Below are 12,355 nucleotides of genomic sequence, written 5' to 3'. Positions count from 1 at the left end.
ATACGCCATACATAGTACTTTTCAAGACTTACGCAGCGACCATAGATATAGTGTAACCCCATACGCAATAGTTTTTTGACTATATATCTATATATATAGTACCTTTGCGTAAGTCCTACTAATGAACTAAATATTATATCAGGAAATGATATTTTTCTCTACAAGATACTGATTTTTTTTACTATCAGAACTTACGCAAAGGAGCTACATAGATATAGTGCCTTGGTGCGTTAGCGCACTTCGTAACATACCCTACTGGACTGTTTCACCTAAAATAGTGCATGATTATTTGTCATTGCGAACGATAGTGAAGCAATCTCAGACCAATTTGCTATTGCACCATTTAAGATGAAACAGTCCACTACTAATAGCGTTTATGATTAAATCCTCACTATTTTAGTTCAATGCTTAAGACTTAATCATAATTTTTGACAAATTTTTGATATTCTGGAGAATTTAATCCCTGTTGTAAAATTGCTAATACTTTGGCTAAATTTCCTGAAATTAAAGCTTCTTTGTCTAACCATAAACCAGGGAAATATTCACTACAAATAATCCCTTTTTCATTGGATTTAAGTTTAATATATTTTCTGTTTTTTAACCTAAACCAATCAATTTCTCTGTCATAAATCCGCCAAACTAAATATTCTTGTACTTGATTATTTTGATAAGTTTTTAATTTTTGATGTAAATCAATAGATGCACTGCTAGCTGCAATTTCTATAATTAATTCTGGCGCACCTTCTACATAGCCATCTTTACTAATTGTCGATTGACCATCAACATTAATTCTGAGTAAAACATCAGGTTGAGGTTGATTTTCTGCATCAAGACGTACTGTACAATTATCTCCTATTTGCAGATTAGGAGTAAAAGCTTTATAGAAACCAAGCCATGTTATAATTGAAGCATGAGGTTCTCCATGTTCATTAATCCTTAAAGGTGATGCTATATAAACAATTCCTGCAATTAGTTCAGCTTTTTTGATATGAGGCATTTGTTCATAACGCCTTTCAAATTGAATACAATTAAGTTTATCGCCGTTTTCCAGGGGTGGAATTTTTGTTGATATTAAAGTGCTTTGAGACATAGAAACTTTTGAAAGTTAAGAGCTTACTTAATTATAAAATATTTTATTCAGGATAGTTGTTACCAAGAGGCGATCGCGTCAGCGATGCGGAGCATTATCGCTCCTTTCCAAAAAAGAAAGGAAAGAAGCTTTTTCTGACCAAACTATTATCCATTATATCAGTAAATTATATTTTTATCTAGCCAACTTACCGGTTCTTTTAAGATTATAAATTTAAGTGCCGAATGTGGGTACAAATATTTTTAACTATTAATACTTAATACTCAAAAAAGACTAAAATTATGGGAAACTAAAATTGTGGCAAAAAATTACCAATAAAATGTTAACATAGAAAAATGAAACTTAAGAAATACTTACAATAAAAACGAGAGGAAATATTAGCTTTAGCTGCTAAACATGGGTCATTTAATGTCAGGGTGTTTGGCTCGGTAGCTAGGGGAGAAGAGGCAGAAAATAGTGACATAGATTTTTTGATTGATTATGATTTGTCTAAGATTTCTCCTTGGTTTCCTGTTGGTTTAATAGAAGATTTAGAACAGCTTTTAAATAGAAAAGTCGATGTAGTTTCTACTAAATCTTTACATTATTTTATTAAGGAAAATGTCTGAAAGTAGGCGATTAATTTATGAAATAAAAGAGAGTTTATTTAATTCACATTAGAGACTGTTTAACCAGGATAAAGGTTGATAATAAAGAAGGGAAAGAAGATTTTTTTTGCTTAATTAATAAAGCTTTTATCAAAGATTAAAATCAGTCTTATGATAGCTGATAGCTGACGACTGAATGTTTACCTATTATCCAAGATGCTGTCTTGAAAAATCTAGAGGTTATGTGTGAGTCTATTAAAAAGTTACCGACAGAATGGAAAGATTCAGAACCAAACATTTTGTGGGAAAAAATAGCATGATTTAGAAATAGATTAGCCCATGAATATTTAGGGATTGATATTGAAGTAGTTTGGGATGTGGTAGAAAATTATCTACCACCTTTAGAAAAGGCTATTAAATCTATTTATGATAATTTCTGGAATAGTTAATTTAACTATTAAATATAAGTAAATAACCATATAATTTTTTTCTGAACCTGAGCGATATAGCTGCCGCTAGGCTCTGCCTTTCAGTCAGGCAAAGAAACGTGACAGCGGAACTACAAACATTAAAAACAGATGGTACACAAAACAAGTATTCAAAATTTATTCTATATTACTCATATCGAAAATATCATCTCTATTTTAGAGAAAGGCATTCTATCTCACCAATTAATAGAATATAATCAACTAAAACCTACAACAATTTACAACTCACAAATAGTCGATAATCGTTATCAAAAAATAGTTTTTAATAATAAATCATTGTGGAGCTTTGCGAATCTTTACTTTCAACCTATAAATGCAATGCTTTACTCAATTATTCATAAATATGCTATTGAAGAAATTGTTATTATTTCAGTGAAACGAGATATTTTAACTAGAAGAGATATTTGGATTACTACAGGGAATGCTGCTCATAACGATTCGGAAATTATTTCTATTCAGGAAGCAGAAGAATTAAATATTCTGAAACAAATTAAAAAAGAAACCGATAAAGAATGGTGGAGTAATGAGGATGGTTCTAAAAGAAAAATTATGGCTGAATGTTTAGTTCCTGATGTAGTTCCTGCTACTAATATTCAAACTATTTATGTGGCTTGTGAAAAAGCCAATCAATCTTTAAGAGACACTTTTGCCCGAAATAATTATGGTAAAAATATTTCTATTGTAGTTGAACCAACAAAGTTTTTCCAACCAGAATGGAGTCGAAAGTTAACAGAAAATATTTCTCTGATTCGCGGGGATATGTTCTTTTCTAATATGCAAACTTTGACTGTAAGTGTTAATTGTGTTGGTGTGATGGGAAAAGGATTAGCATCAACAGCAAAATATAGATTTCCAGATGTTTATGTTAGATACCAAGAAGTTTGTAAAAGCAAATATTTGCAAATAGGAAAGCCATATTTATATAAAAGAGAATCATCCGTAAAAGAACAATTAGGAGATAGTAAATTTTTTCTCCCTCAAGATTTTTTGAATAATGAACAAAAATGGTTTTTGCTCTTTCCCACCAAAAAACATTGGCGAAATGCTTCGGAAATTGAAGATATAAAAAATGGTTTAGAATGGCTTGCCAATAATTATCAAAAACAAGGCATAAAATCTTTAGCTATGCCTGCACTTGGACGTGGTTTAGGAGGTTTAGATTGGGAAGATGTCGGACCTCTAATGTGTAAATATTTAACTTCTATGGATATTACTGTAGCTATATATTTACCAGCAGAAAAAAAGTTGGATGAAAGGCTAATATCCCCAGATTTTTTACTGAGTCAAGTTGTTGATTTTTAAGCAAATCAAAGGAATAGGGAACAGGGAACAAGGAACAGGGAATAGGTATGGAGAGAACAGGTTTATCTGTAGAAGATTCATAGTTACTAAATCTATAGAAAAATATTCCTTGACAAGTGTTTTAATTAAGTGTTACCTTAATGGGGTGAACTACAACACCACGCCAGTTGCGTGACTGTCGGGAAACCCCCCCAACGCACTGGCTCCTCTATCCCATTGCTAAAAGCGTTTGGGACTAATTTTCGTAATATATTTAAACTTCAATTGACGCATTTCATTGTATTTGACACCATTTGAAGCTTCATAAAGTCCTCTTTTCACTCGTTTACCACGCTTATTTATATTTGACACCTTTTTGATAAACTGGTAAATCGTCCCAGTCTAAAAAACTAGCTTTTGAGGTATAACTCTCTTCATTAATTATTACTTTGATTCCTACTAAGCAAGGCTTTGTATTTTAGTTGTTCAATTAACTTGAAAAAAGGAATTTGAACAAAGTTTTGATTGTTTTTTTTGTCCAGATTTATACCTTGTTTCCAGTTAGGATTATTTCCTATTACTAAAATTCCTATCTGGTTCTCTATCAGATGATTAATAATATATCTGCTAGTATACATGTAGATAATCATCAATCTTTAAATTTCTTTTTGTCGATAATCTTTTGATTCGATTACTACTTTTAGCATCCTTTAATTCTGATTGTAGTTTACCCTTTTTCTTATTATAGAATTGATTGATTGATTTGACTGGTCTGCCGTTAATAATTAAGGGTTGAAAACCTTTTTTATTTGATGTTACAGTTGCCAAATTATTCACTCCCAAATCTACAGAAGCTACATGATATTCTGACAAATCTAATTTAACTTCAACGGATTCGTAAACCACTTCTATCACAAAGTAATTTAAGTTTAGGAACAATTCTCACTTGTTGCAGAGAATCATAATTTATTTTACTGTCAAAAAATAGCTTACTTTTTGATAGTAATATCTTCTTATTTTTGACTAATTGAGGTTTACTAATGGCTTGTTTTGTATAGACTAAAATATTCCTCCCTTTCTTTTTATCTTTATATTTTGGCAATTTAGGACGACTTTTAAACTTACTCGGACATTCATTATAAGCTCTTATAGCTTGAAAAAAACTTTGCCAATTTTTATCTAAAAGAATCAAAACCTGTTGAGCAACTTTGGCTGGTATTGCTTGATAATCTACTCCCGACTGTAATAAATTTTGAACCTTTTTATAATCTAGATAATTTCCTTTATTAATAAACTCTTGTCTGACTATGTAGTTAGCTATATTGTAGAGATTTTTAGACAAGAAAGCTAGAGCATCAAGTGATTTATAATTGGGATGATTTTTGTTAATGATAGTACGTTCCACTAACTGCATCATCCCTCCTGTAAACATTTAACGAGCTGTTGGGGCTTTCCTTTCTCAGTCTAAGATATTTTTAGTTGTTTTCCTGTCTTTTTCTATAAAATTGATAAAACTTTACAATACTTTTCTTCTTCCTTCTCTCCTAGATAACTAAAGCCTTCTTCCTTCTATTTCACAATCATTTTCTCAACTGCTTCTGCGGTTGCTGGAGCTAACAAAACTCCATTCCGATAATGACCAGTTGCTAACAACACATTTTTAAACCCTTCCAAATAACCAACAGCAGGAGCAGCTTGACCTTCTGGGCGAGGTCGTAAACCAGACCATTTCCTGAGAATAGTTCCTTCTGCTAAACCCGGACAAAAACTAATAGCTCTTGCCATCGCCGTATCTAATAAACTAGAGTCAGCTACCACTTCACCCCTATCATTAGGAAACTCAACAGTTGCTCCCACCCAATATTCATTTTCTGCCACTGGTACAATATGCACATCATCCCCAGTTATCACTGGTTGAAAATCTGGATTTCCCAAAAGTGCTGGTACTTGGAGATGTAAAGCTTGACCTAACACAGGCACAATAGTAAATTTATTCTCCAGATTAGATTTACGCTTGAGTTCCAGAGACCGTAGTTTACCCCCATTTATTCCTTGCAAACAGGACAATGAACCTAACCCCGCAGCCACAACCAACCAATCTACATCTGGTAAAGCAGGAGCTTTTTTTCCCTCATCCAAACTTTTGATATAAACTTGGCGACAACTAAATTCATTTTTGGGATGAGAAATAGTTTTATATTGCGTAACAGTAACTCCAAAATGAAACTTAACCCCATTTTGTTGAGCAGCTTCCACTAAAGCTAAAGTTAACTCCCTAGGATTGATTTGTAAATCTTGAGGAGAATAAATAGCTGCCTTCACCTCCGATGTTTCCAGTTGGGGGCAGCGATCGCTCAGTTGTTCGACATTCCACATTTCTAATGGCCAACCGTCTGCTTCTCGAATATCAATTAATCTTTGCCATTTATCTAGATTATCTTCAAAACACAAATGTAAAATACCTTGACGGTTATGAGGAATAGACCGATTTATTTTGGCTTCTAACTCCGGAATTAAACTATGATAAGCTTGCACACTCATCCGTCTCATTTTCCAAGGTCTACCTTTAGCTTTTTGACTAATAACTCCCATCAAAACACCCAAAGCAGCACCAGTAGATTCTTGAGCTGGCATTTGTTTATCTAATACTGTAATTTTTAAACCTTCTATTTTGCTAAGTTGGTAAGCGATCGTCGCTCCAACTATTCCGCATCCAATAATTACTATATGAGTCATATTTTTCTATAGAGAGTAGGCAGTAGGGAGTAGGGAGTCGGGGAGTCGGGGAGTCGGGAAGTCGGGGAGTCGGGGAGAGTAAGAGTAAGTTTTTAAGATTTGACACGATGGCACGGTGACAGATATCCGCGTCTCCGTGTCTTCCCCTCTCCCTCTCCCCTACTCCCACTCTCCCTTTCTCCCTGTTTTCTATAGGATTGTTATAGTTTTGACTTAAGCTGAAAGCTACTTAACTATCTGTTGGCACCAAACCTAAGAAAGTATCAAAATCAGCTACTGCTTTTTCATAGTTATTTAGAGCTGCCGTTGTATCATTTGCTGCTGCTGCTACATCAATACTCTCTAAATCTTCATATACTTTTTTGGCTGCATCTATCACAGGTGCTTTGTCTTTTTCTAAGAGTAAAATTTGGGTCAAATAATTAGTTTTACTCCGTAAATCTCCCAAAGGCCCGTGGATAAATGTACCCACATTTACCCAGTCACCTTTTTGAATTAGACTTTCTAGCTCATCCACCATGCGATCGCGCAAAGCTTGTATTCCAGAAGTAGAAAGTTCTATTTTCTGTAATTGAGCATCGGAGTAAGTTGGTGGTGGAGTCGGAGAACTACAACTCGCCAAAAATGCCATTAATAGTGCCATTACCCATAATACTATGGATTGTTTTTTTAACATAATCTCCTTTATTTGTCAAGACTAATTTTAGGATTCTATTATTAGATTTAAAATGGAAATGACCATTTTGGCAATAGATTTACCAATAGATAGTGAATAATGAATAATTGATATTCAGAGGTTTAAAGCCTCTCCTTTTCAGGAAAGAAAAGAAATAATATTTCTGCACTAATTTAGAATCCTCTTTAGCAAGAAATAATCTTTAATTAGAGCTTGCTGAAAAAGTCTTTTAGTAGCAAGGAGAAGCCAAAATCGAGCAATCCAGAATCCTGATGGGAATAGGAGTTACAGAAGAGTAGGGACGTTGCATGCAACGTCCGTACAGAAGAATTATCTCTTGATTTACGGTTCCCGAAAAATCTGCTAATTATGGCAGAAAATCCTAGACTTTTCAGCTTTCAAGACTTAAAAGCTGGTACTTTTGACCTACCTAAAAATGCTAAAATATTTATCTGTAAAGGCTTTCATCAATAATTCAGCAAACCCTAATTAGAGTTTGCGCTTCTTCAGTCTTTTTGTCGAGATAGGGAGTAGTTAAGAGTAAGGATTTAGGAAAGTTACAGAGGAAGTAGTTGAAGTTAGAGTTTCTTAATTTTTCTGTCTTAGTTCATGTAAAATCCTAAGTTTTTCAACCTAATTCTCCTAAAAACTTGCACTTTTTTAGACTATAAAAAGACTGAAATATTTATCTATGAAGACTTTTAGATTTAATCAGCAAGCCCTAATTATTAATAATTAGACTTTAGGCTTTTAAACTGTTTTGCGACTGCACTAACTAAAATTTCTCGTGGAAGAAAACGAGAACTATTAACAATAACCTGATTTAAAAATCCTCCAGTAACAACATTAGACTGATTTTTTTCTAATGCTTGAAGAGCATCTTTTACTACCTCTTTAGCAGATGCCAATTTTTGCATTGAACCTCCTCCAGCAGAGCTAGGAAATTCTGCTTTTTGGAAAAAATTTGATTCTGTAGGTCCAGGACAAAGAGCTAATATCTTCACCCCTGAATCTTGATTTTCTGCCCACAAAGCCTCACTAAAACTCAAAACAAAAGCCTTAGTTGCACCATAAACCGAAACATAAGGCAAAGGTTGAAATCCACCAATTGAAGCAACATTAATAATTCCCCCAGACTTGCGTTCTTGCATTCCAGGTAAAAATAAATGTGTTAATTCAACTAAAGCAGTAATATTTAATTGAATCATATTTACCTGCTTTGCTAAAGGTCTTTCAGTAAAAATTCCATAATCTCCAAAACCAGCATTATTAACCAATAAATCTATAGTTAATCCTTTTTCTAAAACAACTTCAAAAACAGACTTTGTAGCGGCTACCTCTGTTAAATCTTGAACTATTACATCAGTATGAATTTGATATTTATTTTCTAATTTATTTGCTAATTCATATAATTTATCTGACGAACGAGAAACTAATACTAAATTAGTTTTTATGGCTGCTAGTTCTTGAGCAAAAGTTTTACCAATTCCAGAAGAAGCACCTGTAATTAATGCAGTTTTCATTTTAATTAAAATTAAGAGATAATTCCTATATTTTGTAAGCTATCAGCAGTCAGCTAATAACTATTAGCTACTGAGACCAATCTATCATTTCTGACATTTATGGGTTGTCAACTGATATAGTTATTTAATTTCAGGATGAAATATTTTTTTTGCTGAAATATTTTCATAGTAATAAACACTTGTCTCATTTTTAAGTTGAACAACTACTATATGGTTGAAAAGTAGAAATTAAAAGAGCGCTTGAGCTGACTTCTGAATTGCGCAGTTACGACCCAAGAGCCTTGCTAATAGCTAATGCTTACTATCTTTTTATTAATTATAATTCATCAGGGAACTTTAAGACAAAATAACGTAAAATCAATACTTGGTTTGCTTAGTCATTTTTAGGATTGCCAAATCAATACAGGAGAAAATAAATTATGACTTTTCGGATATTATGCTTAGATGGTGGTGGTATTAGAGGTGTTATGCCCGCTCTTATTCTTCAGCAGATGGAGCAAAAATTAGGCAGCCCTTTAAAAGACCACTTTGATTTAATAGCTGGTACTTCAACAGGATCAATGTTAGCGGTAGGAATAGCTCTAGGGAAAAGTGCCGAAGAATTATTAAATCTATATCTAGAGAAAGGTTTGCAAATATTTCCCTACCAAAAACTCTTCTCACTCAAACGCCTACCACTAATTTTCAAATATGGTCTTTCTGCTCCCAAGTTTTCTAGCGAAGGTTTAATGGCTGTACTTCAGGAGCAATTTGGAGAGCAGAAATTTCCTGATATTACACCATCAAGAGATTCCTTAAAAGTTATTATTCCTAGCTATGATACTATTGCCCGTGATCCGGTGATATTTAAGAGCTGGAATCACCATCGCTGGTATGCCAATATTCCACTCTGGGAAATTTGTCTTTGTTCTGCGTCAGCTCCAACTTATTTTCCTGCCCACCGAATTGAACAGGATGGAAAGGTTTACTCTTTGATTGATGGAGGAGTTTGTGCTAATAATCCTGTTTCCTGTGCTGTGGCAGAAGCTATTAAGCTATTACGCCAGTCTACTGATAAATCTGTAGGAGAGATTGTTGAAGGAATAAAAGTAATATCTATTGGTACTGGAGATCCGGCATCTCCCATTCCCTGGGAGCAAGTGCGAGGTTGGGGACTTATTCAATGGGGGTTGCGTATTGCAGATATATTTATGGATGCTCCCCCTGATATACATCGATATGTTGCAGAACAAATTATAGGTGGGACGGAAAATGACAGTAAACCACGGTATATGCGTCTACAATTACCTTTGAAGGAACCGTTGCTGAAAATGGATGATGCTCGGCAACCAAATTTGCAGGCAATCTTAAAGAGAACAGATGACTATATCAATCAGATAGAGGTACAACAAAAGTTAGAAAAATTGTTGCTTAACTGGTAGGATTCAATAATTAATAATTACCTATTCTTTCATAATAAGAAGATTGACTAAAAAGAATTTTTTTTCTTTTTTATCCATCCATGAATGGAAAGACTTTATATCTTTATTTTTTGGTAAGGAAGAAGGAATAAGAAAGAAGTAGGGCTTACTGATTAAACTATATTGATCTATAGCAATCCTAAATAGGTTGTGGCAAAATTCCGTACTGAAAAAGTTTTGGGAAATCTAGTATTTGACCATCACCAAAAAACTTAAATAGCCACTTAATTACATTACTTTCAAAGAAGTGCAAAGATGATATAGCCATCCTAAATAGCTTATAAGAATTCAAAAACTAGAAATAAAATTCGAGACTCCCACGTATTCCCTAAAAGAAACTAAATTTTTGACACTAATAAAATAGGATTGCTATATACTCATTTACTTTTCTTATTCCTTCTTCCTTCTTCCTTCTAAACTTTTGTTTGTCTCAAAAATAATAGAAGTTCATCTATAATATCTCCTGACCAATGTTCTTGGGGATAATGTGCTGCTTCTGACAATTTAACTAACTTTCCATTCTGACAAATATTAGCTAAATTTTCTGCTTGACTAATATCTAACCAAGGGTCTTTTATACCCCAAATAATTAATGTTGGTTGCTGCCATCTTTTAAAACCAGATTCAATTTCTGCCATTGATTTTTTTAAATCTAAATTTTTGACAATTGCTAATATAGCTCTACCAGCAGCAGAACTTTTTAAATAAGGACTACGATACACATCTAAATCTTCATCAGCAACTATTAAACAACTACCTTTTTCTAAAGTTCTATCTACAAATAGAGGATCTTGAGTCAGCATATCCCCAACAAAAGGTATGCCTAATTGTTGCATTTGCCAAGGTAATTTTGCCGTAGTAGAAATAGGAGTATTTAAAATAATTAAACCTTCAATTTTTTCGGGATTTCTTAACGCATATTGTAAACCAACAGAACCTAAAAATCCTTGTACAACTAGATAGAAACGTTCAAGTTCTAAACTATTAATTAATTCTGCTAAAGCCTTAATAAAAGCTTCTGGTTTGTAGGAAAAATCTCTTTTATCTAATTTCGGAGACAAACCACAACCTATCCAGTCAGGAGCGATCGCTCGATAACCTGCTTGAGCTAATTCGGGCATAATTATTGTCCAACTATGGCTTTGAGAAGGTAAACCATGTAATAGTAATACTGGCAATTTATCTGTTTCTTTATTTGGTTGAACTTCCCGATAAAACCATTCGAGGGAACCCACAATTATATCTTTTTTTTCAATTGACATTTATGTTATTAATTTTTGACTAGATTAACTTGGGGATTATATCATTTTATAGAATTAATTGATAGTGATAGTATTAAACTAATTTTTTTTGCAGTATAATGTAGGGAAAATTAGCGTTAAAAAAAATGAAAAAATATCATAAGGAATGAATTATAATGCTGACACAAATCAAAACCGAAAAATCCTATTCTCCAGAAGAATACCTTGATTTAGAAATTAACTCAGAAGAAAAACATGAATATATTAATGGTGAAATTATTTCTATGACAGGTGGTACTCCCAATCATAACCAAATTGTGGGCAATTTTTATGCAGCTCTAAATTTTGCTTTGAAACGTCAACCCTATCGTATTTTTTTCACATATCAAAGATTATGGATTCCTACAGAAAAAATTTACACCTATCCTGACATAATGATAATTGAAGGTGAATTACAATTTTAGAAAGGAAGACGAGATACTTTAACTAATCCTATTATTATTGCCGAAGTTTGATCAACATCAATAGAAAGTTTTGACCGAGATCAAAAATTTTCTGCCTATCGTACTATTCCTACTTTCAAAGAATATATTTTAATCGACCAATATACAATGCAAATTGAACAATTTACTCAAACAGAAACAGGAAAATGGTTATTATCTGAATATAGAGGAGAAGATAGTAAATTATCTCTAAAATTTATTGACTTTGAAATTAATTTAGCTGACTTATATGACAAAATTAAATTTGATTAATGAATGGAAAAACTAAGGAGCAAAGCTTCAGAAATGAAGTTGCACCTCCACTCCCAATGCTTTGCTCCCCATCAGTCAATTTTGAAAGGAAAAATCCAGCAAACCTAGAAATTTAATTCCGCAGCTTGAACCTTCTCCACTTGTTTCTTCTTCAAAACCAACATAACTTGAGCTAACATAACTAAGGCAAAAAATGCCATTAACCATTTAACTCGATTTGCATCTTGCAATACAATTTCTGTATCTGCTTGACCAAAACCACCAACATTAGGATTATTAGTAATAACTTGACCTGCTTCAACAGTATCTCCTACACCAACCAAAAGTTCAGGACCAGCAGGCACTAAATCTTCGACAGTCTCACCATCGGCAGTTTCAATAGTAATGTAATTACCTTCATACTCTTCAAAAGTAATGTCAGTAATCTTACCACTAGCAGAAGCATTGTAAACAGTATTATTGCTCTTCGCACCACCAGGATAAACCTGACCACGACCTCGGTTGCCTCCAGCATGAAC

The 12,355-nt window shown here is 33.3% G+C and carries 11 protein-coding genes and 4 pseudogenes; 5 read left to right on the top strand and 10 right to left on the bottom strand.

From position 1 onward, the window contains the following. Positions 1–415: 415 nt before the first annotated feature. Positions 416–1,090, bottom strand: coding sequence for a Uma2 family endonuclease (locus VKJ25_RS07120; RefSeq protein WP_324235926.1), 675 nt, complete (start codon positions 1,088–1,090; stop codon positions 416–418). Positions 1,091–1,464: 374 nt separating this feature from the next. Here VKJ25_RS07120 and VKJ25_RS07115 point away from each other — a divergent pair, with 374 nt between their 5' ends. From VKJ25_RS07115 to VKJ25_RS07110, 3 genes and pseudogenes are all read left to right on the top strand, one after another. Continuing rightward, positions 1,465–1,698 (top strand): nucleotidyltransferase family protein, encoded by a 234-nt coding sequence (locus VKJ25_RS07115; RefSeq protein WP_324235937.1) that lies wholly within the window; start codon positions 1,465–1,467, stop codon positions 1,696–1,698. Positions 1,699–2,009: 311 nt separating this feature from the next. After that, a pseudogene (locus VKJ25_RS24510) lies at positions 2,010–2,126 on the top strand (HepT-like ribonuclease domain-containing protein); the annotation flags it as partial. A gap of 129 nt (positions 2,127–2,255) precedes the next feature. Next, on the top strand, positions 2,256–3,467 hold the full coding sequence (locus VKJ25_RS07110) for a DarT ssDNA thymidine ADP-ribosyltransferase family protein (protein WP_324235925.1): 1,212 nt from the start codon (positions 2,256–2,258) through the stop codon (positions 3,465–3,467). A gap of 416 nt (positions 3,468–3,883) precedes the next feature. Here VKJ25_RS07110 and VKJ25_RS24505 read toward each other — a convergent pair whose 3' ends face one another. The 6 genes from VKJ25_RS24505 to VKJ25_RS07085 all read right to left on the bottom strand — a co-directional run bounded on the left by VKJ25_RS24505 (position 3,884) and on the right by VKJ25_RS07085 (position 8,381). Next, the gene (locus VKJ25_RS24505; protein ID WP_375340309.1) at positions 3,884–4,084 is read right to left on the bottom strand and encodes an IS200/IS605 family accessory protein TnpB-related protein; all 201 of its coding nucleotides are present in this window, start codon (positions 4,082–4,084) and stop codon (positions 3,884–3,886) included. Next, positions 4,074–4,352 (bottom strand): transposase, encoded by a 279-nt coding sequence (locus VKJ25_RS07105; protein WP_324235924.1) that lies wholly within the window; start codon positions 4,350–4,352, stop codon positions 4,074–4,076. Before VKJ25_RS07105 ends, VKJ25_RS24505 begins: the two co-directional genes overlap by 11 nt. After that, positions 4,333–4,878, bottom strand: a complete 546-nt coding sequence (locus VKJ25_RS07100; protein WP_324235923.1) for a hypothetical protein — start codon at positions 4,876–4,878, stop codon at positions 4,333–4,335. Before VKJ25_RS07100 ends, VKJ25_RS07105 begins: the two co-directional genes overlap by 20 nt. 137 nt (positions 4,879–5,015) lie before the next feature. Then, positions 5,016–6,182 (bottom strand): NAD(P)/FAD-dependent oxidoreductase, encoded by a 1,167-nt coding sequence (locus VKJ25_RS07095; RefSeq protein ID WP_324235922.1) that lies wholly within the window; start codon positions 6,180–6,182, stop codon positions 5,016–5,018. Between the two features lie 229 nt (positions 6,183–6,411). Then, the gene (psbQ, locus tag VKJ25_RS07090; protein WP_324235921.1) at positions 6,412–6,858 is read right to left on the bottom strand and encodes a photosystem II protein PsbQ; all 447 of its coding nucleotides are present in this window, start codon (positions 6,856–6,858) and stop codon (positions 6,412–6,414) included. 728 nt (positions 6,859–7,586) lie between these two features. Then, positions 7,587–8,381, bottom strand: a complete 795-nt coding sequence (locus VKJ25_RS07085; protein ID WP_324235920.1) for an SDR family NAD(P)-dependent oxidoreductase — start codon at positions 8,379–8,381, stop codon at positions 7,587–7,589. 419 nt (positions 8,382–8,800) lie between these two features. On the opposite strand from VKJ25_RS07085, the gene VKJ25_RS07080 reads away from it, so the two are divergent. Further along, complete coding sequence (locus tag VKJ25_RS07080; RefSeq protein ID WP_324235919.1) at positions 8,801–9,802, top strand: CBASS cGAMP-activated phospholipase; 1,002 nt, start codon at positions 8,801–8,803, stop codon at positions 9,800–9,802. 178 nt (positions 9,803–9,980) lie between these two features. Here the strand turns inward: VKJ25_RS07080 and VKJ25_RS24500 are convergent. Together VKJ25_RS24500 and VKJ25_RS07070 are read right to left on the bottom strand one after the other, a co-directional pair. Further along, positions 9,981–10,102: pseudogene (locus VKJ25_RS24500) on the bottom strand (IS630 family transposase); the annotation flags it as partial. Between the two features lie 152 nt (positions 10,103–10,254). Then, complete coding sequence (locus VKJ25_RS07070; RefSeq protein WP_324235918.1) at positions 10,255–11,103, bottom strand: alpha/beta fold hydrolase; 849 nt, start codon at positions 11,101–11,103, stop codon at positions 10,255–10,257. 155 nt (positions 11,104–11,258) lie between these two features. Between VKJ25_RS07070 and VKJ25_RS07065 the strand changes: the two are divergent. Continuing rightward, positions 11,259–11,837 (top strand): annotated as a pseudogene (locus VKJ25_RS07065) (Uma2 family endonuclease). 104 nt (positions 11,838–11,941) lie between these two features. Here VKJ25_RS07065 and VKJ25_RS07060 read toward each other — a convergent pair. Next, positions 11,942–12,355, bottom strand: a pseudogene (locus VKJ25_RS07060) (apocytochrome f); the annotation flags it as partial.

Origin of the sequence: Okeania sp. (assembly GCF_035285525.1) — a bacterium.
GTDB lineage: Bacteria > Cyanobacteriota > Cyanobacteriia > Cyanobacteriales > Microcoleaceae > Trichodesmium.
This window is presented reverse-complemented; position numbering and strand designations above follow the sequence as displayed.